The 24,629-nt window shown below is 73.3% G+C and carries 18 protein-coding genes, 1 rRNA gene and 1 pseudogene; 16 read left to right on the top strand and 4 right to left on the bottom strand.

Annotated features, from left to right (window positions below):
- Positions 1-170: 170 nt before the first annotated feature.
- From rrf to ACIP93_RS21540, 3 genes and pseudogenes are all read left to right on the top strand, one after another.
- Positions 171-287, top strand: a 5S ribosomal RNA gene (gene rrf / locus ACIP93_RS21550).
- A 244-nt stretch (positions 288-531) separates the two neighbouring features.
- Positions 532-1,386: pseudogene (locus ACIP93_RS21545) on the top strand (hypothetical protein); the annotation flags it as partial.
- 498 nt (positions 1,387-1,884) lie between these two features.
- Positions 1,885-2,658, top strand: coding sequence for a hypothetical protein (locus ACIP93_RS21540; RefSeq protein WP_380837901.1), 774 nt, complete (start codon positions 1,885-1,887; stop codon positions 2,656-2,658).
- Between the two features lie 78 nt (positions 2,659-2,736).
- Here the strand turns inward: ACIP93_RS21540 and ACIP93_RS21535 are convergent, their stop codons facing one another.
- Positions 2,737-4,020, bottom strand: coding sequence for a DUF1015 domain-containing protein (locus tag ACIP93_RS21535; RefSeq protein WP_401761005.1), 1,284 nt, complete (start codon positions 4,018-4,020; stop codon positions 2,737-2,739).
- Between the two features lie 73 nt (positions 4,021-4,093).
- Here ACIP93_RS21535 and ACIP93_RS21530 point away from each other — a divergent pair, with 73 nt between their 5' ends.
- The 4 genes from ACIP93_RS21530 to ACIP93_RS21515 all read left to right on the top strand — a co-directional run bounded on the left by ACIP93_RS21530 (position 4,094) and on the right by ACIP93_RS21515 (position 8,544).
- Complete coding sequence (locus ACIP93_RS21530; RefSeq protein ID WP_401761003.1) at positions 4,094-5,164, top strand: HAD hydrolase-like protein; 1,071 nt, start codon at positions 4,094-4,096, stop codon at positions 5,162-5,164.
- 271 nt (positions 5,165-5,435) lie between these two features.
- On the top strand, positions 5,436-6,491 hold the full coding sequence (locus ACIP93_RS21525; protein ID WP_401761001.1) for a FecCD family ABC transporter permease: 1,056 nt from the start codon (positions 5,436-5,438) through the stop codon (positions 6,489-6,491).
- Between the two features lie 2 nt (positions 6,492-6,493).
- A complete protein-coding gene (locus tag ACIP93_RS21520) occupies positions 6,494-7,582 on the top strand; it encodes a FecCD family ABC transporter permease (protein WP_380837907.1) in 1,089 nt (362 codons plus the stop codon).
- A 149-nt stretch (positions 7,583-7,731) separates the two neighbouring features.
- Positions 7,732-8,544: an ABC transporter ATP-binding protein gene (locus ACIP93_RS21515; protein ID WP_401761046.1), complete on the top strand. Its 813-nt coding sequence runs from the start codon at positions 7,732-7,734 to the stop codon at positions 8,542-8,544.
- Here the strand turns inward: ACIP93_RS21515 and ACIP93_RS21510 are convergent.
- Positions 8,528-8,878 carry an SCP2 sterol-binding domain-containing protein gene (locus tag ACIP93_RS21510; RefSeq protein ID WP_401760999.1) on the bottom strand — a complete coding sequence of 117 codons (351 nt, stop codon included), beginning with the start codon at positions 8,876-8,878 and terminating at the stop codon, positions 8,528-8,530. The two genes, ACIP93_RS21515 and ACIP93_RS21510, sit on opposite strands and share 17 nt — an antisense overlap.
- Before the next feature lie 97 nt (positions 8,879-8,975).
- Between ACIP93_RS21510 and ACIP93_RS21505 the strand changes: the two genes are divergently transcribed.
- The 6 genes from ACIP93_RS21505 (at position 8,976) to ACIP93_RS21480 (ending at position 15,340) form a co-directional block, all read left to right on the top strand.
- Positions 8,976-9,212 (top strand): hypothetical protein, encoded by a 237-nt coding sequence (locus ACIP93_RS21505; protein WP_345226605.1) that lies wholly within the window; start codon positions 8,976-8,978, stop codon positions 9,210-9,212.
- Positions 9,213-9,218: 6 nt separating this feature from the next.
- Positions 9,219-10,034 carry a TlyA family RNA methyltransferase gene (locus ACIP93_RS21500; RefSeq protein ID WP_380837822.1) on the top strand — a complete coding sequence of 272 codons (816 nt, stop codon included), beginning with the start codon at positions 9,219-9,221 and terminating at the stop codon, positions 10,032-10,034.
- An 86-nt stretch (positions 10,035-10,120) separates the two neighbouring features.
- The gene (locus ACIP93_RS21495; protein WP_345226608.1) at positions 10,121-11,026 is read left to right on the top strand and encodes an NAD kinase; all 906 of its coding nucleotides are present in this window, start codon (positions 10,121-10,123) and stop codon (positions 11,024-11,026) included.
- Between the two features lie 342 nt (positions 11,027-11,368).
- On the top strand, positions 11,369-13,108 hold the full coding sequence (recN, locus tag ACIP93_RS21490; protein WP_401760997.1) for a DNA repair protein RecN: 1,740 nt from the start codon (positions 11,369-11,371) through the stop codon (positions 13,106-13,108).
- A gap of 72 nt (positions 13,109-13,180) precedes the next feature.
- Positions 13,181-13,957 carry a hypothetical protein gene (locus ACIP93_RS21485; RefSeq protein WP_401761044.1) on the top strand — a complete coding sequence of 259 codons (777 nt, stop codon included), beginning with the start codon at positions 13,181-13,183 and terminating at the stop codon, positions 13,955-13,957.
- A gap of 225 nt (positions 13,958-14,182) precedes the next feature.
- On the top strand, positions 14,183-15,340 hold the full coding sequence (locus ACIP93_RS21480) for a glycosyltransferase family 4 protein (RefSeq protein WP_345224388.1): 1,158 nt from the start codon (positions 14,183-14,185) through the stop codon (positions 15,338-15,340).
- A gap of 37 nt (positions 15,341-15,377) precedes the next feature.
- Here the strand turns inward: ACIP93_RS21480 and ACIP93_RS21475 are convergent, their stop codons facing one another.
- On the bottom strand, positions 15,378-17,006 hold the full coding sequence (locus tag ACIP93_RS21475; protein ID WP_345224389.1) for a PucR family transcriptional regulator ligand-binding domain-containing protein: 1,629 nt from the start codon (positions 17,004-17,006) through the stop codon (positions 15,378-15,380).
- 214 nt (positions 17,007-17,220) lie between these two features.
- Between ACIP93_RS21475 and ACIP93_RS21470 the strand changes: the two genes are divergently transcribed.
- Both ACIP93_RS21470 and ACIP93_RS21465 read left to right on the top strand, forming a co-directional pair.
- Positions 17,221-18,732: an APC family permease gene (locus ACIP93_RS21470; protein WP_401760995.1), complete on the top strand. Its 1,512-nt coding sequence runs from the start codon at positions 17,221-17,223 to the stop codon at positions 18,730-18,732.
- An 83-nt stretch (positions 18,733-18,815) separates the two neighbouring features.
- Complete coding sequence (locus tag ACIP93_RS21465; RefSeq protein WP_401760993.1) at positions 18,816-20,453, top strand: flavin monoamine oxidase family protein; 1,638 nt, start codon at positions 18,816-18,818, stop codon at positions 20,451-20,453.
- 3 nt (positions 20,454-20,456) lie between these two features.
- Here the strand turns inward: ACIP93_RS21465 and ACIP93_RS21460 are convergent, their stop codons facing one another.
- A complete protein-coding gene (locus tag ACIP93_RS21460) occupies positions 20,457-22,259 on the bottom strand; it encodes a glycoside hydrolase family 15 protein (protein WP_345224395.1) in 1,803 nt (600 codons plus the stop codon).
- Between the two features lie 653 nt (positions 22,260-22,912).
- Between ACIP93_RS21460 and ACIP93_RS21455 the strand changes: the two genes are divergently transcribed.
- Positions 22,913-24,595 (top strand): CTP synthase, encoded by a 1,683-nt coding sequence (locus ACIP93_RS21455; RefSeq protein ID WP_401761042.1) that lies wholly within the window; start codon positions 22,913-22,915, stop codon positions 24,593-24,595.
- The last annotated feature ends 34 nt before the right edge of the window (positions 24,596-24,629 follow it).

Raw genomic sequence — 24,629 nt, 5'->3', positions numbered from 1 at the left:
CCAGATGTGGAAGCCCGGTAACGGGTGGAGCTGACTGGTACTAATAGGCCGAGGGCTTGTCCTCAGTTGCTCGCGTCCACTGTGTTAGTTCTGAAGCAACGAACAGTTGCTGGTAAGAGCAGAACCCACTTAATTGAAGAGTGTGCTTGTTCGCTCGAAACCGATAGGGTTTCGGTGGTCATAGCGTTAGGGAAACGCCCGGTTACATTTCGAACCCGGAAGCTAAGCCTTTCAGCGCCGATGGTACTGCAGGGGGGACCCTGTGGGAGAGTAGGACGCCGCCGAACAATCTTTCAAAAGGACCCTTGGTCCCAGCGTTCATGCTGGGACCAAGGGTCCTTTTTGTTTTTCCTGCCCGAAGCGCGTCGGATGTCCGACTGCGCGAGAATGACTGCGTTGCCCGAAGACTAGGAGTCACCCATGTCCACCAACTCTCCTGACGATCGTCCGGAGCGCGAGCCGCGTCACCGTGACAACAGCGGTGACCGGGGCGGATACCGCGGTGGTCGTGACAACGACCGCGGCCCCCGTCGTGACAACGACCGGGGTGGCTTCCGTCGCGATGACCGGCCCAGCGGGGACCGCGGTGGCTTCCGCCGCGACGACAACCGTGGTGGGGACCGTCGCGACGACCGTGGCGGCCGTCCGTCCGGTGACGACCGTGGTGGCCGTCCGGCCGGCGGTGGCTACGGTCGGCGTGACGACAGCAACTCGTCCGGCGGCGGTTTCCGCCGTGACGACAACCGGGGCGGTGGCGGCGGCTTCCGCCGTGACGACCGTTCCGGGGGCGGAGACCGTGGCGGTTTCCGTGGACGTGACGACCGTGGCGGCCGTCCCGGTGGCGGTGGCGGCGGTTTCGAGCGTCGGGACGACCGGCGCGATGACCGTGGTGGGGACCGTGGCGGGTTCCGCCGTGACGACCGGCCCAGCGGCGACCGCGGCGGTTTCCGTCGCGATGACAACCGTGGTGGGCGTCCGGGTGGTTTCGAGCGTCGGGACGACAACCGTTCCGGTGGGGACCGCGGTGGTTTCCGCCGTGACGACCGGCCCAGCGGGGACCGTGGTGGGTTCCGTCGGGACGACAACCGTTCCGGTGGCGGCTTCGAGCGCCGGGACGACCGGCCGACTGGGGACCGCGGTGGTTTCCGCCGTGACGACCGGCCGAGTGGCGACCGTGGTGGGTTCCGTCGGGACGACAACCGTTCCGGTGGGGACCGTGGCGGGTTCCGCCGTGACGACCGGCCCAGCGGTGACCGTGGCGGTTTCCGTCGCGATGACAACCGTGGTGGGCGTCCGGGTGGCTTCGAGCGTCGGGACGACAACCGGGGTGGCGGCGACCGCGGTGGGTTCCGCCGTGACGACCGGCCCAGCGGTGACCGCGGTGGTTTCCGTCGGGACGACAACCGTTCCGGTGGTGGGCGTCCGGGTGGCTTCGAGCGCCGGGACGATCGCGGTGGTGACCGGGGCGGTTTCCGTCGGGACGACAACCGGTCCGGTGGCGGCTTCGAGCGTCGGGACGACCGGGGCGGCGACCGCGGCGGCTTCCGGCGCGACGACCGTGCGCCCCGGCGTGACGACGAGCGGGGCGGGTTCCGCCGGGACGACCGACCGAGCGGTGACCGGGGCGGATTCCGCCGCGACGACCGTCGGGACGACCGGGGGCCGCGTCGGGACGACCGCTCCGGCGGTGGCTTCCGTGGCCGGGACGACCGCGGTGGGGACCGGGGCGGGTACCGCGGCGGGCGCGACGACCGGCGTGATGACCGGGGCGGCGACCGCGGCGGCTTCCGGCGCGAGGACCGGGACCGTGAGCCGATCAAGCGGCTGCCGATTCCGGACGACGTCACCGGGCACGAGATCGACCCGGACGTGCGTCAGGAGCTGATGAGCCTGCCCAAGACCCTCGCCGAGGACGTTGCCAGGAACCTGGTGATGGTGGCCAAGCTCATCGACGACGAGCCGGAGGAGGCGTACGCGTACTCGCGCATCGCCCTGCGGCTGGCGTCGCGGGTGGCCGCGGTGCGCGAGGCCGCCGGCTTCGCCGCGTACTCCACGCAGCGCTACACCGAGGCGCTCGCCGAGTTCCGGGCGACCCGTCGGATGACCGGGACCGTGGACCTGTGGCCCGTCATGGCGGACTGCGAGCGCGGTCTCGGCCGTCCCGAGCGTGCGCTGGCCATGGCCGGCGAGCCCGAGGTGCAGAAGCTGGACAAGGCCGGACAGGTCGAGATGCGGCTCGTGGCGGCGGGCGCCCGGCGCGACATGGGGCAGATCGATGCCGCCATCGTCACGTTGCAGGGTCCCGAGCTGGGGTCCAACTCCGTACAGCCGTGGACGGCGCGACTGCGGTACGCGTACGCCGACGCCCTGCTGACGGCGGGGCGCGAGGACGAGGCGCGTGAGTGGTTCGCCAAGGCGGTGGAGGCGGACAAGGACGGCACGACGGACGCCTCCGACCGGCTGGCCGAGCTCGACGGTGTCGAGTTCGTCGACGCGCTGGACGAGGGCCACGAGGACGAGCAGCCCGTAGTGGCCGAGGCCGAGGAGGCCGAGGTGACCGAGGACGTCGTCGAGGTGCCGGTCGAGGAGGAGCCCGTGGTGGCCTCCGAGGAGGCCGGGGCGTCCGCGTCCGATGAGCGCGAGGCCGACAAGGGCTGAGTGTGAGAGAGGGCGGCACTCCGGGACTCCGGGGTGCCGCCCTTTTTTGTGCGGTGGGTCGTGCGTGGCCGGGGCGGGTCAGTCGACGGTGAGGCTGCGCAGGACCAGGCCGGTGGCGGGCTTCGGGCCGAAGGACGTGGACTTGCGGGGCATGGTGACGCCCTGGCGGGCCAGGTCCCGTACGACTTCCTCGCGGACCGGGTGCATGAGGACGGCGGTGGCGTCGTTGCGTTCGGCCTGTTCCACGGCGGCCTCGGTGTCGTGGATGTAGGCGATGTCCTCGGGGGCGTCCGGGACGTGCCAGACATGGGCGAGGAGGGTCTCGTGCAGAACGGACGCGTCCAGGGTGCGCCAGGCCGCCGGGCGGTCGGCGCGGACCGTGCGGGCGATGAGGTCCGGGTCGGGGCGGTCCAGGAGGTGGTACGACCCGTCGCCCGCGAGGAGGAAGGCGTTGCCGTGCGCGGCCGAATCGGCGAGGGCGGCCATGGCTTCCGGAAGGGGCGCGTCCAGGTGTCGTACGCGGAAGGAACCGCCCACCGCGGCCAGCGCCTCGGACACCGGGAGGCGGTGCAGCAGGCGGTGGATGGCGCGGACCTGGAGGGGGTGGCGGGCCGTGTCGACCAGGAGGACCAGGCCGTAGTCCCAGGGGCTGGGGGCGGGGGCGTGCTCCTGCTGGAGGCGCAGGTAGGTGGCCCAGCGGTGGTGGCCGTCGGCGATGAGCGCCTGGTGGCCGGCGAGGCCGGCGGCGGTCTCGGCGATCTCGGCCGGGTCGGTGATCGCCCAGAGGCGGTGGTGGAAGCCGTCCTCGGTGGTGGTAGCCAGCAGCGGGGGGCGGGCGGCCGTGCGGTCGATCACGGACGCGGTGTCGGCCGGGCCTGGAGCGCCCCGGTAGGTGAGGAGGAGGGGCTCCAGGTTGGCGGCCGTCGCGCGCATCAGGGCGGCGCGGTCCTCCACCACGTGCGGCATGACGTCCTCGTGGGGGAGGACGACGCCCTCCTCGGGGGAGGAGAGGGCCAGGGAGCCGATGAGGCCGCGTTGGAGGAGACCGTCGCGGGACTGCTCGTACACGTACAGGGCGGGGACGCGGTCGGGGGCGAGGATGCCCTCGGCGAGCCAGTCGTGGAGCGTCTGGGCGGCCTGCTGGTGGCGGGCGGTGGCGGTGTCCGCCTGCGGGAGGATCAGCCGCACGATGTTGTGCGGGTCCGCGGACTCCAGGTGGAGCAGGCCGTCGGGGCGGACCACGACGTCGTACGGCGGAGAGGTGACGGCGGAGAGACTGCCGACGGCCTCCGGGACGTAGCGGAGTCCGCGCAGGGGGACAAGTCGCAGGCCGTGGTCCCCGTCCGGCCCTGGTGTGGTCATTGATGCATCGTAAGTGGGGTGGGCGGATGGGTGATGATCGGGGGAAAGACAGTGGAACGAGGAGCGGATGAGCATGGGTGAGCGGCAGGGCAGGACCGAGGCCGGGGCCGACGGCGGGGCTGGGGTCAGGACCCGTCCGAGCAGGAGCGGGAAGGCGCTCAGCGAGGCGTACGACACGGCGCTCCTGGACCTCGACGGGGTCGTCTACGCCGGGGGCGAGGCGATCGCGCACGCGGTGGACGCGCTGGGGGCGGCGCGGGACGGCGGGATGCATCTCGCGTACGTGACGAACAACGCGCTGCGGACCCCGGAGGCCGTTGCCGCCCATCTGACGGAGCTCGGGGTTCCGGCGGAGGCGGGGGACGTCATCACGTCGGCGCAGGCGGTGGCGCGGCTGATCTCGGAGCAGGTGCCGGAGGGCTCGCGGGTGCTCGTGATCGGCGGGGAGGGGCTGCGGGTCGCCCTGCGGGAGCGGGGGCTGGTGCCGGTGGAGTCGGCGGACGACGGGCCGGTGGCGGTGGCGCAGGGGTACGGCGGGCCGGACCTGCCGTGGAGCCGGTTCGCGGAGGCGTCGTACGCGATCAGGGCCGGTGTGCCGTGGTTCGCGTCGAACACGGACCTGACGATTCCGAGCGCGCGGGGGATCGCGCCGGGGAACGGGGCGGCGGTCGAGGTCGTACGCATCGCCACGGGGGCGGAGCCGCAGGTGGCGGGGAAGCCGTTGCCGCCGATGCACCGGGAGACGATTCTGCGGACCGGGGCGGAACGGGCGCTGGTGGTGGGGGACCGGCTCGACACGGACATCGAGGGGGCGAACGTCGGGGGCGTGGATTCGCTGCTGGTGCTCACCGGGGTGACGGACGCGGTGCAGTTGCTGAGGGCGGAGGCGAAGTACCGGCCGACGTACGTGGACGCGGATCTGCGGGGGCTGTTGGCGGGGCAGCCGGAAGTGGTGGAGAAGGGGGACGGGTTCGGCTGCGGGGGGTGGACGGCTTCGGTGAAGGGGGAGGCGCTGGTGGTCGAGGGGGAGGGGGCCGCGATGGACGGGCTGCGGGCGATGTGCGCGGTGGCGTGGGGACGGGCGGGGGACGGGGCGTGTGAGCTGGAGGTGGGGGAGGCGGTGGAGAAGGTGGGGCTGGCGTAGGGGAGAGCTGTAGGCGGACGGGGGGGGCGGAGGCTTTCGAGGGGTCGGGAGCGGGAGGGGCCGCCGCCCTGGCGGGTTGTGCTGCTGCGGTGGGTCGCTTCCTGGCCGGGCTGTTCCGCCTCTTTCGGCCGTCTCCTGGACCCGGCCGTTCCGACTTCTTGGGACGCCTCCCCTGCCGGGCCGTCCTCCTGCCCGGCGGTTCCGGCCTCTCGCGGCGGCTCCGCCGCCCACCGCGGCCGAGAGAAGGGTGAGGCTAGGCTAGCCTTACCTGGTGTTGGTTGAGAGTGGCCCTGATCAGAGCGTGGAGCACCGCCCCGCTCCCGCGTCGGGCCGTAAACGGAATGCCGGTCGGGCGCTCGGGCTCCTCGTCGCCCTGGGCGTGCTCGTGCTGGTGGTGCTGGCGAGCATCGCGGTAGGGGCGAAGAACGTTCCGCTCGGGGACGTGTGGCACGGGCTGTGGCACTACTCCGGGACCGGGAACGACGTCATCGTCCAGGACGTCCGGGTGCCGCGCACCGTCCTCGGCATCCTGGTCGGCGCCGCCCTCGGCACGGCCGGCGCGGTGATGCAGGGGCTGACCCGCAATCCCCTGGCCGAGCCGGGGGTCCTGGGGGTCAACGCCGGGGCCTCCGCCGCAGTGGTCAGCGCGATCAGCTTCTTCGGGGTGACCTCGCTCACCGGGTACGTGTGGTTCGCGTTCCTCGGGGCGGCGGTCGTCTCCGCCGTCGTGTACGTGCTCGGGGGCAGCCGGGGGGCCACGCCCGTGCGGCTGGCACTGGCCGGGACGGCGGCGACCGCCGCGCTCTTCGGGTACGTGAACGCCGTGCAACTGCTGGATTCGGCGGCCCTGGAGCGCCTGCGGTTCTGGACCGTGGGGTCGCTGGCGTCCGCCGACATGGCGGTCGTCGGGAAGGTGTGGCCCTTCATCGTGGCGGGGCTGGTGCTCGCGCTGGTCCTGGCACGGCCGCTGAACGCCATGGAGATGGGCGAGGACAGCGCGCGGTCGCTCGGGGTGCGTCTGACCCGTACGCGAGTGCTGTCGATGACCGCCGTGACGCTGCTGTGCGGCGCGGCCACCGCCGCGTGCGGGCCGATCGTCTTCATCGGGCTGATGGTGCCGCATCTCGTGCGGGCGGTGACCGGCCCCGACATGCGGTGGATCCTGCCGTACGCGGCCGTGCTCGCGCCCGTGCTGCTGCTCGGCTCCGACGTGGTCGGCCGGGTCGTCTCCCGGCCCGCCGAACTCCAGGTCGGGATCGTGACCGCGCTCATCGGCGGGCCCGTCTTCATCCACCTCGTGCGGCGCCGGCGAATGGGGCAGATGTGAGCATCGACAGGGACCCGCGCCCGCCCGTGAAGGCGAAGGCGAGCGCGGGCGACAAGAGGGCACGGGCGCTGCGGGCCGGCGGGCTCTCGGTGCGGTACGACGTCCGGGCGGGCGTCCTGACGCTGCTGACCGGGGTCGTGGCGCTGGCCGTCGCGGTGGCGCTCGTCCTCGGGGGCGGCGGCGACTTCCCGATGTCGCCCGGGGAGGTCGTCCAGACGCTGCTGGGCAACGGCGCCATGGCGCAGGAGTTCATCGTCCTGGACGTCCGGCTGCCTCGGGTGCTGACCGCGCTGCTGGTCGGCGCGGCGCTGGGGCTGTCCGGGTCGGTCTTCCAGTCGGTCTCGCGCAACCCGCTCGGCAGCCCGGACATGCTCGGCTTCAGCCAGGGCGCGATGGTGGGCGCGCTGGTGGTGATCGTGCTGTTCCAGGGGAACAACTGGACGATCGCCGTCGGCTCCCTCGTCGGCTGCCTGATCACGGGGGTGCTGGTCTATCTGCTCGCCTGGAAGCGGGGGGTGCACGGCTACCGGCTGGTGCTGGTCGGCATCGCGGCCGCCGCCATGCTGACCGCCGTCATGCAGTACCTGCTGACCAAGGCCGATCTGGCGGACGCCACCGAGGCGATGGTGTGGCTCACCGGTTCGCTGGACGGGCGCGGCTGGGAGCAGGTGTGGCCGATGGCCGTGGCGTGCGTGGTGCTCGTACCGCTGGTACTGCGGCACGGGCGGGCGCTGCGGATGATGGAGATGGGGGACGACGCGGCGTTCGCCCTGGGCGTGCCCGTGGAGCGGGTCCGGGTGGTGCTGATCGTGCTCGCGGTGCTGCTGATGGGCGCCGCGACGGCGGCGGCCGGGCCGATCGTCTTCGTCGCGCTCAGCGCGCCGCAGGTCGCCCGGCGGCTGACGCGGGCGCCGGGGCCCAATCTGGTCGCCTCCGCGCTGATGGGCTCGATGCTGCTGGTGGTGGCGGACTGGGCGGCCCAGTCGGCGTTCGGCGAGCGGCAGTTGCCGGTGGGCGTGGTGACCGGTGTGGTCGGCGGCTGCTATCTGCTGTGGCTGCTGGTGACCGAGCGCAAGGCGGGACGGCTGTGACGCTCCCGGCGGGCGGCGGCCCGCACCCGACACGGAACGACCCGACGCGGAACGACCCGACGCAGCGCGACCTGACGCAGCAGGACCTGACGAAGGCCGGTCTGTCGCGGAACGACCTGACGAAGCACGACCAGAGGAGTACGACGCCCATGCAGCGCCTCGCCGCGGAATCCGTGACGCTCGGCTACGACGAGCGCGTCATCGCCGAAGACCTCTCGGTGACGATCCCGGACAACTCCTTCACCGTCGTCGTCGGCCCGAACGCCTGCGGCAAGTCCACCCTGCTGCGCGCCCTGTCGCGGATGCTGAAGCCCGCGCGGGGGCGGGTGCTGCTGGACGGCCAGGTCATCCAGTCGATGCCCGCGAAGAAGGTCGCCAGGACGCTGGGACTGCTGCCGCAGTCGTCGGTCGCGCCCGACGGCATCACCGTCGCCGACCTGGTGGCCCGCGGCCGCTACCCGCACCAGGGGCTGCTGCGGCAGTGGTCGCCGCAGGACGAGCGGATCGTCGAGGAGTCGATGGCCGCCACCGGGGTGGGCGAACTCGCCGAGCGGTACGTCGACGAGCTGTCCGGCGGGCAGCGGCAGCGGGTCTGGATCGCCATGGCCCTCGCCCAGCAGACGCCGCTGCTGCTCCTGGACGAGCCGACCACCTTCCTCGACATCCAGCACCAGATCGACGTACTCGACCTGTGCGCGGAGCTGCACGAGACGCAGGGGCGCACGCTCGTGGCGGTGCTGCACGACCTCAACCACGCGGCCCGTTACGCCACCCACCTGATCGCCATGCGCGACGGCGAGGTCGTCGCGGAGGGCGCGCCGTCGCAGATTGTCACGGCGGAGCTGGTGGAGCGGGTCTTCGGGCTGAGGTGCCAGGTGATCGAGGACCCCGAGACGGGGACGCCGCTGGTGGTGCCGGCCGCGCGGAAGGCGCGTACCGCCGCCGCTACAGCAGCTTCCTGAGGTGCAGCAGGTCGCGGAAGCCCGCCTCCAGGCGGACGCGGCCGGACGCCCACGCCTTCGCGAAGTTCAGCTCGCCGTCGACGAGGGCGACCAGGTCGTCGCCCGCCATCGCGAGGCGGATCTGCGCGCGCTCCCGCGGCGGGCCCGGCCGGGTGTCCGCCACGGTGATCCGGCCGTCCGACAGACGGCCGGCGAAGGTCGTGTCGAGGTCGGTGACGTGGCAGCTGAGCGTGCGGTCGAAGGCCGCGGCGCCGCGCACGCCGTCGTGGTCGGAGCGGGTGAGGTTCTCCGAGAGTCTGTCGAGTGCTTCGCGGCACTCCTGCAAGGTCGCCATCACGGCCGACCGTACCGCAGGCCTTCGCGGTAGCGTCATGACCATGGACGAAGAGGACACGAGAGCCGGCGAGGACACGGGCGGCGGGGCCGGCGGCATGGTGGCGTACGACCCGGCCGCCCCGGCCCCGCTCGGCGTCGTGCGCGAACCGACGGGGCAGCCGGAGGTGGACGCCCACCTGGAGCGGCTGGCCGACGTCGACCACCTCACGGCCGACGGACACATCGAGGTGTACGAGGATGTACACCGGGGGCTGCGCGAGACGCTGACCGCACTCGACGCACGCCCGGGACCTCCGGCGCCCCCCGCTTCACCGCACGACAACAGGAGCTGAACGCACGTGGCAGGAGTGGCACGCCGCCGCCTGGACGCCGAGCTGGTCCGCCGGAAGCTCGCCCGCTCGCGGGAGCACGCGAGCCAGCTCATCGCCGCGGGCCGGGTCACGGTCGGCAGGACGGTGGCCACGAAGGCCGCGACGCAGGTCGAGACGGCCGCGGCCCTGGTGGTGCGCCAGGACGACGACGACCCCGACTACGTGTCGCGCGGCGGCCACAAGCTGGCCGGGGCGCTGGCCGCCTTCACCCCGCTGGGCCTGGAGGTCGCGGGCCGGCGGGCGCTGGACGCGGGAGCCTCCACCGGCGGCTTCACGGACGTACTGCTGCGGGCGGGCGTGGGCCACGTGGTCGCGGTGGACGTCGGGTACGGGCAACTGGCCTGGTCGTTGCAGTCCGACGAGCGGGTCACCGTCAAGGACCGCACCAACGTCCGCGAGATGACCCCGGAGACGATCGACGGGGTGCCGGTGGACCTGGTGGTGGGCGATCTGTCGTTCATTCCGCTGGGTCTCGTGCTGCCCGCGCTCGCCCGGTGCGCCGCGCCGGACGCGGACCTGGTGCTGATGGTGAAGCCGCAGTTCGAGGTGGGCAAGGAGCGCCTGGGCAGCGGGGGAGTGGTGCGCAGCGCGGAGCTGCGCGCCGGCGCCGTACGGAACGTGGCGCGGCAGGCGTGGGAACTCGGGCTCGGGGTGCGGGGCGTGACGGCCAGTCCGCTGCCCGGCCCCTCGGGGAACGTCGAGTACTTTCTGTGGCTGAGGGCCGGAGCACCCGAGCTCGACCCGGCGGATGTCGATCGTGCAGTGGCGGAGGGGCCCCAGTGACGACAACAGGGACGACCGGAACGTCGGACGGGCCGGACCCGGTGCGCGTACCGGAACCGGAGCAGGTGCTGGAGCCGGCGCGCGTGCTGGAGCCGACGGCGGAGCGGACCGTGTTCCTGCTCGCGCACACCGGGCGGCCCGCGGCCGTCCGCAGCGCCGAGCTGGTCGTGAAGGGGCTGCTCAGGAGCGGCCTGGGGGTGCGCCTGCTGGAGTCGGAGGCGGTGGACCTGCCGCTGCCCTCGTCGGTGGAGACGGTCGTCGAGGCGACCCCGGACGTGCTCGACGGCTGCGAGCTGCTGATCGTGCTGGGCGGCGACGGCACGTTGCTGCGCGGCGCCGACATCGCGCGTGCCTCCGGGGTGCCCATGCTGGGCGTCAACCTGGGGCGGGTCGGCTTCCTCGCGGAGGCCGAGCGGGACGACCTGGACAAGGTGGTGGACCGCGTCGTCACCCGTTCGTACGAGGTCGAGGAGCGGATGACGCTCGACGTCCTGGTGCACAACAACGGTGAGGTCGTCCACGAGGACTGGGCGCTGAACGAGGCCGCCGTCCAGAAGATCTCGCCGGAGCGGATGCTCGAAGTGGTGCTGGAGATCGACGGGCGGCCCGTCACCGGCTTCGGCTGCGACGGCATCGTGTGCGCGACACCGACCGGTTCCACCGCGTACGCCTTCTCGGCGGGCGGCCCCGTGGTGTGGCCGGAGGTGGAGGCGCTGCTGATGGTGCCGATCAGCGCGCACGCGCTGTTCGCGAAGCCGCTGGTGACCTCGCCGTCGTCGGTGCTCGCGGTGGAGGTGCAGCCGCACACGCCGGACGGGGTGTTGTGGTGCGACGGCCGCCGGACCGTGGGACTGCCGTCGGGGGCGCGCGTGGAGGTGCGCCGGGGAGCCGTTCCCGTACGGCTGGCGCGGCTGCACCAGGCGTCGTTCACCGACCGTCTGGTGGCCAAGTTCGCGCTGCCGGTGGCCGGATGGCGGGGCGCGCCGCACTGAGGCGGGGCCGCGCCGGCCGGCAGGCCGAGCCGAACCACGGCGACCGCGCAGGCGTGCGCTCGCGCGGCCGCCGCGCGTGGACGCCGCCTCGTGCGGACGCCGCTTCGTGCGGACGCCGCTTCGTGCGGACGACGCCGCGAAAATCGACATGTAGATGGAACCGATCAACCGGACGGCCGCCACGTCACCCGCTTCGCGATCGGAACCCCGCGGGCCGGGCAGGCGCGCACCATGACACAGGCCGCAGAGATCAGGGCGGGGATTTCCCCGGGTTCCGCACCGCTCCGGGGGAGGGCGGCGGACAGGGGTCGTCGCACGGGGGGCTCCGGACCTCGTAAGGTCGTGTCCGTGTTGGAGGAGATGCGGATACGGTCGCTCGGAGTCATCGACGACGCTGTCGTCGAGCTGTCACCCGGCTTCACGGCGGTGACCGGCGAGACCGGAGCGGGCAAGACCATGGTCGTCACCAGTCTCGGGCTGCTGCTCGGAGGCCGGGCCGACGCTGCCCTGGTACGGGTCGGGGCCAAGGCCGCGGTGGTGGAGGGGCGGATCACGGTGCGCCCCGGCGAACCCGCCGCGCTGCGCGCCGAGGAGGCCGGGGCCGAGATCGAGGACGGGGCGCTGCTCGTCAGCAGGACGGTTTCCGCCGAGGGGCGTTCGCGCGCCCACCTCGGCGGCCGTTCGGTGCCGGTGGGCCTGCTCGCGGAACTCGCCGACGACCTGGTGGCCGTGCACGGGCAGACCGACCAGCAGGGGCTGCTGCGGCCGTCCCGGCAGCGGCAGGCCCTCGACCGGTACGCGGGCGACGCCGTCTCGGTGCCGCACGCCAAGTACGTGAGCGCCCACCGGCGTCTGAAGGCCGTCTCCGCCGAGCTGGACGAGATCACCACGCGGGCCAGGGAGCGGGCCCAGGAGGCCGATCTGCTGCGCTTCGGCCTGGAGGAGATCGCCGCCGTCGAGCCGCTGGCCGGCGAAGACGTGGAACTCGCCGCCGAGGCCGAGCGGCTGGGGCACGCCGAGGCGCTCGCCTCCGCCGCCGCCCTCGCCCACGCGGCCCTCGCGGGCAACCCGGAGGACCCGGAGGGCGTCGACGCCAACACCCTCGTCGCGGGCGCCCAGCGGGCCGTGGACGCCGTACGGGCGCACGACCCGGCGCTGGCGGCGCTGGCCGAGCGCATCGGCGAGATCGGCATCCTGCTGGGCGACGTGGCGGGCGAGCTGGCCGGGTACGCCGACAACCTGGACGCCGACCCGCTGCGGCTGGCCGCCGTGGAGGAGCGCAGGGCCGCCCTCACCCAGCTCACCCGCAAGTACGGCTCGGACATCGACGCCGTGCTGGCCTGGGCGCAGGAGGGCGCCGCCCGGCTCACCGAACTGGACGGCGACGACGACCGGATCGGCGAGCTGACCGCCGAGCGCGACATCCTGCGCGGCGAACTGTCCCTGCTGGCGCAGGCGTTGACCGACGCCCGCACCGAGGCCGCCGCCCGGTTCGCCGACGCGGTGACCGCGGAGCTGGCGTCGCTGGCGATGCCGCACGCCCGGGTGTCCATCGACATCCGCCAGACCGAGGACCCGGCCAACGGCATCGAGGTCAACGGCCGCCCGGTCCAGTACGGCTCCTCCGGCGCCGACGAGGTGGAGCTGCTGCTCGCCCCGCACCCGGGCGCGCACCCCAGGCCCATCGGCAAGGGCGCGTCCGGCGGTGAGCTCTCCCGGGTGATGCTCGCGGTGGAGGTCGTCTTCGCGGGGTCGGACCCCGTGCCGACGTACCTCTTCGACGAGGTCGACGCGGGCGTCGGCGGCAAGGCGGCCGTGGAGGTCGGCCGACGGCTCGCGAAGCTGGCGAAGTCGGCGCAGGTGGTGGTGGTGACGCACCTGCCGCAGGTGGCGGCGTTCGCCGACCGGCAACTGCTGGTCGAGAAGACCAACGACGGCTCGGTCACCAGGAGCGGTGTCACCGTGCTGGAGGGCGAGGACCGCGTGCGGGAGCTGTCGCGGATGCTCGCGGGCCAGGAGGACTCCGAGACGGCGCGCGCGCACGCGGAGGAACTGCTCGCGACGGCGAGGGCGGACGCGTAGGTGACGGCCGGGGGGCGAGGGCGCGCCGCCGTGGTCAGGAGCCTGGGCGGGCGCGCCGCCGGGACCGGGAGCCTGGGCGGGCGCGCCCCCTCGGCCAGGAGCTCGGGCGGGCGCGTCGCCGGGGTGCTGGGCGCCGTGGGAGCGACGCTGGCGGTACGGGCCGGGATGCGGCGGTGGCCGCCGGGGGAGGCCGCGCTGTGGGAGCGGAAGAACTTCGAGGGCGCGGTCGTCGACCTGTACGCCGGTCCCGCCACCGCCCTCGGGACCGCCGCTTCCGTGGCCGCGTCGTCCGCCGTCCCGGTACGCGCCAGGGCGGCCGCCGTGCTCGCGGTGCTCGCCGCCGGGGGCTGCGGGGCGTACGACGACATGGCGGGGCGCGACGACCCGCGCAGGGGTTTCCGCGCGCACCTCGGCGCGCTGCGGCAGGGCGAGATCACCAGCGGCGGCGTCAAGCTGCTCGGCATCGGCGCCGCCGGGCTGGCCGCGGGCGCACTCCTCAAGGACGGTGTCGTGGACCGGGTGCTCGCGGGAGTGGTCGTCGCGGGGACCGCGCACCTGGTGAACCTCGTCGACGTACGCCCCGGGCGCGCCGTCGGCACCGTGCTCGCGCTCGGTGCTCCCGGGCTCCTCGGGGGCGGTGCGGCCGGAGCGCTCGCCGCGGCCGTGTTCGACGACGATTTCGGGAGGCGCACGATGATCGGCGACACGGGCGCGCACGCGCTCGGCGCCGCCCTCGGTGCGGCGATCGCCGCCGGGAACGGGCGCACCGGACTCGTCCTGCACGCGACCGCCCTGGTCACGGCGGCGGCCTGCGGCGACCGGGTCAGCCGCGCGGCGGGCGCCTGCTGAACGGGCGGTCACTCGTGCGGGTGGTACCGGGCGTGAAGTGAAAGGACCGGGGCATGTGCGGTGCCCCAACGGCCCGGCCGGCTGGCATCCTTGGCGCCGTACTGCGCATCGCGCGCAGCACGAGCACCAGCGCAACAGAAACACCGTGGCAGCACCAGCACCAGCACCAGCACCAGCACCCGCGCCGCCCCGGCCGAGGCCCCCACTTCAGGAGCACCCACCACCGTGAGCAGCACCCCGCCACCGCCGTACGGACAGTCGCAGTTGAGCGCCGTCCAGGTCCTCGGCGGCGGCAGCGCGGGCAGCAGCGCGCACGTCAGGTCGTTGACCGCAGGGCTCGTCGCACGGGGCGTGCGGGTCACCGTGTGCGCCCCCGCCGAACTGGAGAGCGCCTACGGCTTCGCGGACGTGGGCGCCGAGGTGGTGACCGTCCCCCGGCGCGGCGACCCGGTGGCGGTGGCGGCGCTGCGGTCCGCGTGCGGCGGCGCCGACGTCGTCCACGCGCACGGCCTGCACGCCGCCGTGCGGACCGCGTTCGCGCTGAGCGGGCGGGCGGCGCGCCGGGACGGGGCGCCGGGCCCGCGCACCGGACACGGCGGCCGGGTCCCGCTCGTCGTCACCTGGCACACCAGGGCCCACGCGGAGGGGCCGCGCGGTCACGTCGTACGGCTCATGGAGCGCAGCGCCGCCCGGGCCGCCGCCGTCGTCCTCGGCACCTCGTCCGACCTCGTCGACCGGGCCCGCAGCCGGGGCGCCAGGGACGCGCGCCTCGCACCGGTGACGGTGCCCGCGCCGCGGCCTCCGGAGGAGTTCCGGGAGAGCAAGGCGCGGGCCGAACTGGGCGCGGTGGAGCGGCCGTTGCTGATGGCCGTCGGCAGCCTGGTGCCGCACCGGGGCTACGACGTCCTGCTGGACGCCTCCCGGGCCTGGCGCGATCTCGACCCCGCCCCGCTGGTCACCATCGCCGGGGAGGGCCGTGAGCGGGCCGCGCTCCAGCGCCGGATCGAGGCGGAGGACCTGCCGGTGCGCCTGCTGGGGCGGCGCGACGACATCGCCGAACTCCTCGCCGCCGCCGACGTCGCCGTGCTGCCCAGCCGGTGGGAGGCGCGCTCGGTGCTCGCGCAGGAGGCGCTGCGCGCGGGCGTCCCGTTGGTGGCCACCCGGGTCGGCGGCATCCCGGAACTGGTCGGCCGGGCCGCCGAGTTCGTGCCGTACGGAGATCCGCGGGCGCTCGCGAGCACGGTGCTCGCCCTGCTCGCCGACCCGGACCGGCGGGCGGCGCTGGCCGAGGAGGGACTGCGGCAGGCGGCCACCTGGCCGACCGAGGACGAGACGGTGGCGCAGGTGCTCAGCGTGTACGACGAGCTGACCGGGCAGAGCTGACCGGACAGAGCTGACCCCTGGCGGAGGGCCCGCGGGCCTAGGAGGCGTGCCGCCGCGCCCGCAGGGCCAGGCTCAGCGCCAGCACCGTCTGCGGATCGTCCAGGTCGGTGCCCAGCAGCTCCGAGATCCGCGCCAGCCGGTTGTAGAGCGTCTGCCGGTTGAGGTGCAGCTCGCGCGCGGTCTCCGCCTTGCGGCCCGCGTGCGCCAGATACGTCTCCAGGGTCGGCAGCAGCGGCGGGCGCGACGCCTTGTCGTGGTCGCGCAGCGGGCCGATCGCCCGGTCCACGAAGGCCGCCAGGTCCGGATGGTCGCGCAGCCGCCACAGCAGCAGGTCGATGTCCAGGCGGCGGGCGTCGTACCAGGGCCGGTCGTGCAGCCCCTGCGCCGCCGTCGCCGTCTCCGCCGCGTGCCGCAGCCCCGCCGACGCCGCCGCCCAGCCGCCCGCGACCCCGACCACCACGACCGGCGGGTGCGCGCCCGCCCGGCCGAGCCCGGCGCGCTCCACGCCGGCGCGCAGGGCGGCGGCCACCCGGTCGGCGACGGCGGTGCGCTCCGACTCGGTCCGCAGCCCCAGCAGCAGCGGCACCCGCCCCTCCACGGGACGTACGCCGAGGAGCACCGGCACGCCCACCGACGCCAGCTCCTCCAGCACCGCCCGCGCCAGCACCGCCCAGTTCCCCGACGGCGACAGCTCGGCCGCCAGCCGCATCACCACCGGCAGCAGCGGCCCCTCGCCGGGCTTGAAGCCCAGCACCCGGGCCTGCGCCGGGGCCTCGTCCGCCGAGATGCGGCCCTGTGCCAGGTCGGTGAGGAAGTCGCCGCGTCCGCGCGCGGCCAGCTCCTCCTCCTGCCGGGCCTGCATCAGGACCACCGCCAGGATGTCCGCCGCCCGCTCCGCCGCCATCCGGTGCACCGGCAGCAGCGGATGCGCCACCCCGAGCAGCACCAGCCGGGCCCGCACCGAGCCCGCCCCGTGGCCCCCGCCGGGCACGTCCACCAGCACCCCGTTCGCGGGCGGCCCCGACTCGCGGGCCTCGCGCTGGCCGCGCAGCCCCTCCCAGACCTGGAGGGGGTCGGCCCCGGAGTCCCCGGCGGCGGGCCCGGCGGCGTACAGGAGCTGTCCGTCGGCGGTCTCCAGGAAGACCGGGTTGGCGGTGAAGTCCGCCAGGATGCCCAGCACCTGCGGCACCCCGCCCCCGCCGAGCAGCGCCTCCGTGCAGCGGCGGTGCACCTCTTCGGCCCGGCGCAGCAGCGTGTAGTGCCCGTTGACGATCTCGGTGTGCACCTCTTCGGTGACGGACACGAACGGCACCTCGCGGTGCAGCTGCACCAGCGGCAGCCCGGCCGCCCGCGCGGTCTCCACCAGCGTGGCGGGCAGCCGGCTGAAGCGCGGGCCCAGCTCCACGACGAGCGCCGCGATGCCCCGCTCGGCGAGCCTGCGCACGAAGGCGCGCTGCTCCGCCGGGCGGGTGCCCAGGCCCAGGCCGGTCGTCAGCAGCAGCTCGCCGCCCTTGAGCAGGGAGGCGATGTTGGGGACCTCCCCGGCGTGCACCCAGCGCACGGTCCGGGTCAGCCGGTCCGCGCCCGCCACGACCTCGGGCAGTCCGCTGCGGAGTCCCGGCAGTTCCAGCGCCCGTTGCACGGTGATTCCGCCCTGCGTGTCCATGGACCGGGACGGTACCCGCGCGCCTGTTCCAGGAACATCACCCGCCGGTCACAGCGGGCGTCCCCGGGCCGTCCGCCCCGACAACTCGTCGTGCGCCGAGGCCATTTGAACGACCGGTTGCCGATTGTGGCGTACGTCACGCGGCGGGAGACTGCATCGCCGCCCCCTCCACGACCCGTACGGCACGTCCCGGACCAGAGGAATGAGCGCACCCATGCCCGACCGCACACCACCGCAGGTGAACCGCCTCAAGGCCAACTCCGTCGGTCTCGTCGGCGTCGTCTTCATGGCGGTCGCCACCGCCGCCCCGATCACCGCCATGACCGGCAACCTCCCCATCGCCGTGGGCTTCGGCAACGGCACGGGCGCGCCCGCCGGGTACCTCTTCGCCACCCTCGTGCTGACGGTCTTCTCGGTCGGGTACGTCGCCATGGCCAAGCGCATCACCGCCGCGGGCGCCTTCTACGGCTACATCTCGCACGGCCTGGGCCGCGTCGCCGGAATGGCCTCCGGGATGCTCGCCGTCCTCGCGTACGTCGTCTTCGAGGCGTCCATCGTCGGGATCTTCGCCTACTTCGCGCAGACCACCATGGCGGCGCAGCTCGGCGTCGACCTCCCGTGGGTCCTGTACGCCGCCCTCATGCTCGCGGTGACGGCGGCCCTGTCGTACTTCGACATCAACCTCACCGCGAAGGCGCTGGGCGTGATGCTGGTCGGCGAGATAGCCGTGCTGTTCGCGGTCGCCACGGCGGTGCTCCTGGCGGGCGGCGGCCCCGACGGCATCCCCGTCGAGCCGATCAACCCGGCGGGCGCCTTCACCGGCACCTCCGCCGGGCTCGGGCTGTTCTTCGCCTTCTGGTCGTGGGTGGGCTTCGAATCCACCGCGATGTACGGGGAGGAGTCCCGCGATCCCAAGAAGGTCATCCCGCGCGCCACCCTGATCTCGGTGATCGGCGTCGGGCTGTTCTACATCTACGTGTCCTGGATGACGATCGCGGGCAACGGCCTGGCCGGCGCGGTGCGGGTCTCCTCCTCCGCGAGCCCGCTCGACCTGTTCTTCGACCCGGCCCGCACCTTCATCGGCGGCTGGGCCGTCAGCGCCTTCCAGTGGCTGCTGCTCACCGGTTCCTTCGCCTGCGGCATGGCCTTCCACCAGTGCGCGTCGCGCTATCTGTACGCCGTCGGGCGCGAGGGCTTCCTGCACCCGGCGCTGGGGCGCACGCACGCCGCGCACGGCTCCCCGTACGTGGCGTCCTTCGTGCAGTCGGGGATCGCGGTGGTGCTGGTCGGCGCGTTCTGGCTGACGGGCCAGGACCCGTACGTCCACCTCTACACGCTGCTCGCGATCCTCGGCACGATGGCGATCCTCATCGTCCAGACGCTGTGCTCGTTCGCGGTGATCGGCTACTTCCGCCGGAACCACCCCGAGGACCGGCACTGGTTCAGGACCTTCACCGCGCCGCTGCTGGGCGGGATCGGCATGATCGCCGTCGTCGTGCTGCTGGTCGTGAACATGGAGACGGCCGCCGGGCTCGCCGCCGACTCGCTCTTCTTCGCGGCGATCCCGTGGATCGTCGGAACCGTCTTCTTCGGCGGCCTCGGCCTCGGCTTCTACCTGAAGGCCAGGCGTCCGGAGCGGTACGCCGTCATCGGCCGGATCGTGCTGGAGGACGCCGCCGAGCGCGCCGCCGAGCCCGGCCCCGCCGCGCGGTCCACCACCGTCTGACCCGCACCTGGCACAAGGCCCCGGCGCGGTCGTTCCCGCGCCGGGACCGTCCTTCCCGTCCCCTCTCACCGAGGAGTCCCGCCATGTCGCGTGCACCCGCCCCCCGTACCCCCGCGATGCGTGCCCTGCGCCGGCTCGTCGCCGAGCACCGGGCCGCCGACCGCCTGAACATGCCCGTCGCCGACGTACGGGGCGCCACCCGGCGCGACCTGCTGCGGCGGGCCGGCGCGCTCGGCCTCGGCGTGGCGCTCGCGCACCGGGCCGCCCCGGCAGCGGCGGCGACGCCCGCCGCCGTGCGGGGCGACGCGCCCCGGATCGCCGTGGTCGGCGCGGGCATCGCCGGGCTGACCGCCGCGCTCACCCTCCAGGACGCGGGCCTGCCCTGCACCCTGTACGAAGCGAACCCGGACCGGGTCGGCGGCCGCATGTGGACGCAGCGTGCCCACTGGGGCGCCGGGCAGCTCTCCGAGATCGGCGGCGAGCTGATCGACACCGGCCACAAGAAGATCCTGGAGCTGTGCCGCCGCTTCGGCCTGCGCACCGAGGACTTCCTCGGCGGCGGTCCCAACGGGGCGGAGGAGGTGCTGTGGTTCAACGGCGCGTACTACCCGCGCGCCCGGGCCGACGAGGACTTCAAGGCCGTCCACCAGTCCCTGCGCCGCGACCTCGGCGAGGCGGGCGAGGTGAGGTGGAACCGGACCACCCCCGCCGGCACCGCCCTCGACACCATGTCCCTGTACGAGTGGATCGAGACCCGCGTCCCCGGCGGCCACACCTCCCCGCTCGGCCGGTTCTTCGACGTGGCGTACAACGTCGAGTACGGGGCCGAGACCACCGAGCAGTCCGCGCTCGCCCTCGTCCTGCTGATGGGCTACCAGACCAATCCGGGCCACTTCAACATCTGGGGCCTGTCCAACGAGCGCTACCGCATCACCGGCGGCAACGACCGGCTCCCGCGCGCCATCGCCGCCGCCCTGCCGCCCGGCACCCTCCAGCACCACAAGCAGCTCACGGCGGTACGCGCCAACGCCGACGGCACCCAGACCCTGACCTTCACCGACGCCGGGACGACCACCACCGTCACCGCCGACCGCACCCTGCTGTGCGTCCCGCTGCCGGTGCTCCAGCGCCTCGACCTCTCCCGGGCGGGCTTCGACCCCCGGATGACGAACCTCGTCCGGGACGCCCGCATGGGCGTCTGCACCAAGCTCAACATGCAGTTCTCCGCCCGCCCCTGGCGCGGCGCCGGGCCCTGGCCCGGGGTCTCGGCGGGCGACTGCTTCACCGACGGCGACGTCCAGCAGACCTGGGACACCACCAAGGTCCAGCCCGGCGGCGGCGGAATCCTCGTCCAGTTCGGCAGCGGACGCCTGGCCGGGGCGCTCACCCCGGCGACCCCCTTCGCCACCGAGTCCGACCCGTACGTACGCGGCCTGGCGGCCCGGCGCGTCCGGGAGATCGACGCGTTCTTCCCCGGAACGTCGGAGAGCTGGACCGGCAGGGCCCAGCTCTCCGCATGGCACCGCAACCCCCACAGCCTGGGCGCGTACTCCTACTGGCCCATCGGCTACCTGCACCGGTACGCGGGCTACGAGGGCACCCCGCAGGGCAACATCCGCCTCGCGGGCGAGCACACCAGCTACGACTTCCAGGGCTTCATGGAGGGCGGCGCGACCGAAGGGGCCCGCGCCGCCCAGGAGGTGATCAGCGAACTGACCTGAGCCTCAGCCCCCGTACGCCCCGCTCGCCGTCAGCCGCAGTGCCGTGTCGATCAGCGGCACGTGGCTGAAGGCCTGCGGGAAGTTGCCCACCTGGCGCTGGAGACGGGAGTCCCACTCCTCGGCCAGCAGCCCCAGGTCGTTGCGCAGCGACAGCAGCTTCTCGAAGAGCTTCCGCGCCTCGTCCACCCGGCCGATCATCGCCAGGTCGTCCGCCAGCCAGAACGAACACGCCAGGAACGCACCCTCGTCACCCTCCAGGCCGTCCACACCCGCGCTGTCCCCCTCGGTGGGGTAGCGAAGCACGAAGCCGTCCGGCGTGGACAGCTCGCGCTGGATGGCCTCGATGGTCCCGATGACGCGCTTGTCGTCGGGCGGCAGGAAGCCCATCTGCGGGATGAGGAGCAGGGAGGCGTCCAGCTCCTTGGAGCCGTAGGACTGGGTGAAGGTGTTGCGCTCGGGGTCGTAGCCCTTCTCGCACACGTCGCGGTGGATCGTCTCGCGCAGCTCGCGCCAGCGCTCCAGCGGGCCGTCCGCGTCGCCGCCCTCGATCAGCTTGATCGTGCGGTCGACGGCCACCCAGGCCATCACCTTGGAGTGCACGAAGTGGCGGCGCGGGCCGCGCACCTCCCAGATGCCCTCGTCCGGCTGGTTCCAGTGGTCCTCCAGGTAGCGGATCAGCTTGAGCTGGAGGAGGGAGGCGTAGTCGTTGCGGGCCAGACCCGTCATGTGCGCGAGGTGCAGGGCCTCGGTGACCTCGCCGTACACGTCGAGCTGGAGCTGGTGGGCGGCGCCGTTGCCGACCCGGACCGGGCCGGAGCCCTCGTAGCCGGGCAGCCAGTCCAGCTCCGCCTCGCCGAGCTCCCGCTCGCCCGCGATGCCGTACATGATCTGGAGGTTCTCCGGGTCCCCCGCCACCGCGCGCAGCAGCCACTCGCGCCAGGCGCGGGCCTCCTCGCGGTAGCCGGTGCGCAGCAGCGAGGACAGGGTGATCGCGGCGTCCCGCAGCCAGGTGTAGCGGTAGTCCCAGTTCCGGGAGCCGCCGATGTCCTCCGGCAGGGAGGTCGTGGGCGCGGCGACGATGCCGCCGGTCGGGGCGTACGTCAGGGCCTTCAGCGTGATCAGCGAGCGGACCACGGCCTCGCGGTAGGGCCCGTGGTACGTGCAGTGCTCGACCCATTCGCGCCAGAAGTCGAGGGTGAGCTCCAGCGCGCCCTCGGGGTCGGGCAGCGGCGGGGCCTCCTTGTGCGAGGGCTGCCACTGGATGGTGAACGCGAGCCGCTCACCGGGCGCCACCGTGAAGTCGGAGTGCGTGGTCAGGTCCTGGCCGTGCGTCTCGACGTCCGTGTCCAGCCACACCGAGTCGGGCCCCGCCACCGCCACCGTGCGGCCGTCCATCCGGTGCACCCAGGGGGTGATGCGCCCGTAGCTGAAGCGCATGCGCAGCGCCGAGTGCATCGGCACCCGGCCGCTGACGCCCTCCACGATTCTGGTGAGCTGGGGAGCGCCGTCGCGCGGCGGCATGAAATCGGTCACCCGGACCGTGCCCCGCGGGGTGTCCCACTCCTGTTCCAGGACGAGGGTGTCCCCCCGGTAGCGGCGGCGGGAGGCCACGGGGGCCTCGGCGCCTTCCGCGTACGAGGGGCCGATCCGCCAGAAGCCGTGCTCCTCGGTGCCGAGAAGTCCGGCGAAGACGGCATGGGAATCGAAGCGTGGAAGGCACAGCCAGTCGACTGAGCCGTCCCGGCAGACCAGCGCCGCTGTCTGCATGTCTCCGATGAGTGCGTAGTCCTCGATGAGCCCGGCCACGTGCAATCTCCAGTCGAACGGCCACAGTCGCCCCCGGGGAAGGAGGCGGTCTGCGGTCAGGGGATCTTCGACGACGAGCTTCAGGGGCCGGGAGCGGGCGCGATGTGTGCCTTCGCCGGCCGGCTCGCAGCGATGTTCAGTGAAGGATACGACGCAGGAAGCCCATCTGCGGGAGGTCGTCACAAGGTGGGGGGCCCGAACGGGTGAGGCACACGTGATGCCGGTGTGTCGTTATGGTGAAGACGGCTCGAACGGGCGGCCGGAACACTGGCCCCGGGGGACCCGCCCGCCCCTGACCGCCTTCACAGGTGGGGGCCCGGGGGCGCCCGGAAACAGGTCCAGCCGCCCCCGGGAAGGCCCCCGCGGGCACCCGGAAGCCAGGCGCGTCCGCCCTCCGCGACCTCCCCGCGGCCGCCCGGAGACGGATCGCCCCCGCTCCCCGGAAACCTCCCGCCGGGGCGGGCCCGCGGCGGACGCCGGAAGCAGCCTCCCGGAGTCGCTGATACCCTGGTAGCCCGTGGGCGGTGGGAGCAAAACCCCCCGAACCGCAGCGACGACGCCCCCAGACATCACCGGTGGAGAAACCGGCGATCCCTCCTTGGGCGGCCGGAAACGCACCCTCACCTCGCGACCACGGGAGCCCCGTCTTGGCCATGCAGACCTCTGCTTTTAAGAACAAAGCAGTCACGACGACCAAGCACATCTTCGTCACCGGGGGTGTCGCCTCTTCCCTCGGCAAGGGTCTGACTGCCTCCAGCCTCGGTGCGCTCCTGAAGGCCCGCGGTCTTCGGGTCACCATGCAGAAACTCGACCCGTACCTCAACGTCGACCCCGGCACGATGAACCCCTTCCAGCACGGTGAGGTGTTCGTCACCAACGACGGCGCCGAGACCGACCTGGACATCGGCCACTACGAGCGCTTCCTCGACGTCGACCTCGACGGCTCGGCCAACGTCACCACCGGCCAGGTCTACAACACCGTCATCGCCAAGGAGCGCCGCGGCGAGTACCTCGGCGACACCGTGCAGGTCATCCCGCACATCACCAACGAGATCAAGCACCGCATCCGGCGCATGGCCACCGACGACGTGGACGTCGTCATCACCGAGGTCGGCGGCACCGTCGGCGACATCGAGTCGCTGCCGTTCCTGGAGACCGTCCGCCAGGTCCGCCACGAGGTCGGCCGCGACAACGTCTTCGTCGTGCACATCTCGCTGCTCCCGTACATCGGTCCCTCGGGCGAGCTGAAGACCAAGCCGACCCAGCACTCGGTCGCCGCCCTGCGCAACATCGGCATCCAGCCCGACGCGATCGTGCTGCGCGCCGACCGCGAGGTCCCCACCGCCATCAAGCGCAAGATCTCGCTGATGTGCGACGTCGACGAGGACGCGGTGGTCGCCGCCATCGACGCCAAGTCGATCTACGACATCCCCAAGGTGCTGCACACCGAGGGCCTGGACGCCTATGTCGTCCGCAAGCTGGACCTGCCCTTCCGCGACGTGGACTGGACCGTCTGGGAGGACCTGCTGGACCGCGTCCACAACCCGGACCACGAGGTCACCGTCGCGCTGGTCGGCAAGTACATCGACCTGCCCGACGCCTACCTCTCGGTGACCGAGGCCATCCGCGCCGGCGGCTTCGCCAACAAGGCCCGGGTGAAGGTCAAGTGGGTGACCTCCGACGACTGCAAGACGCCGGAGGGCGCCCGCAAGCAGCTCGGCGACGTGGACGCGGTCTGCATCCCCGGCGGCTTCGGCGAGCGCGGCGTCACCGGCAAGGTCGGCGCCATCCAGTACGCCCGGGAGAACAAGGTCCCGCTGCTGGGCCTGTGCCTGGGCCTGCAGTGCATCGTGATCGAGGCGGCCCGCAACCTGGCCGGCATCGAGGACGCCAACTCCACCGAGTTCGACGCCGCCACCGGCCACCCGGTGATCTCCACCATGGAGGAGCAGCTCGCCTACGTCGAGGGCGCGGGCGACCTGGGCGGCACCATGCGCCTCGGCCTCTACCCGGCGAAGCTCGCCGAGGGCTCCATCGTGCGCGAGGTCTACGGCGACGAGCAGTACGTCGACGAGCGCCACCGCCACCGCTACGAGGTCAACAACGCCTACCGCGCCGAGCTGGAGAAGAAGGCGGGCATCGTCTTCTCCGGCACCTCCCCGGACAACAAGCTCGTCGAGTACGTCGAGTACCCGCGCGAGGTGCACCCCTACCTGGTCGCCACCCAGGCGCACCCGGAGCTGCGCTCGCGCCCGACCCGCCCGCACCCGCTCTTCGCCGGCCTGGTGAAGGCGGCCGTCGAACGGCAGCAGGAAGCGCGCCAGCAGGGCAAGTAGGTCCCAGGCGTTACGGTGGACCGGGGTGGGGGCC

Source organism: Streptomyces sp. NPDC088745, assembly GCF_044751045.1.
GTDB lineage: Bacteria > Actinomycetota > Actinomycetes > Streptomycetales > Streptomycetaceae > Streptomyces > Streptomyces cremeus.
Note: the sequence above shows the minus strand (reverse complement) of the source record. Positions and strands in the feature narration are given on the sequence as shown.

Excerpts from the sequence above, each read along its gene's own strand:
- ACIP93_RS21540 (WP_380837901.1), top strand. The coding sequence starts at position 1,885 with ATGAGCCTGCCCAAGACCCTCGCCGAGGACGTTGCCAGGAACCTGGTG.
- ACIP93_RS21535 (WP_401761005.1), bottom strand. The coding sequence starts at position 4,020 with ATGACCACACCAGGGCCGGACGGGGACCACGGCCTGCGACTTGTCCCC.
- ACIP93_RS21530 (WP_401761003.1), top strand. The coding sequence starts at position 4,094 with ATGGGTGAGCGGCAGGGCAGGACCGAGGCCGGGGCCGACGGCGGGGCT.
- ACIP93_RS21515 (WP_401761046.1), top strand. The coding sequence starts at position 7,732 with ATGCAGCGCCTCGCCGCGGAATCCGTGACGCTCGGCTACGACGAGCGC.
- ACIP93_RS21510 (WP_401760999.1), bottom strand. The coding sequence starts at position 8,878 with ATGGCGACCTTGCAGGAGTGCCGCGAAGCACTCGACAGACTCTCGGAG.
- ACIP93_RS21505 (WP_345226605.1), top strand. The coding sequence starts at position 8,976 with ATGGTGGCGTACGACCCGGCCGCCCCGGCCCCGCTCGGCGTCGTGCGC.
- ACIP93_RS21475 (WP_345224389.1), bottom strand. The coding sequence starts at position 17,006 with ATGGACACGCAGGGCGGAATCACCGTGCAACGGGCGCTGGAACTGCCG.
- ACIP93_RS21470 (WP_401760995.1), top strand. The coding sequence starts at position 17,221 with ATGCCCGACCGCACACCACCGCAGGTGAACCGCCTCAAGGCCAACTCC.
- ACIP93_RS21465 (WP_401760993.1), top strand. The coding sequence starts at position 18,816 with ATGTCGCGTGCACCCGCCCCCCGTACCCCCGCGATGCGTGCCCTGCGC.
- ACIP93_RS21455 (WP_401761042.1), top strand. The coding sequence starts at position 22,913 with ATGCAGACCTCTGCTTTTAAGAACAAAGCAGTCACGACGACCAAGCAC.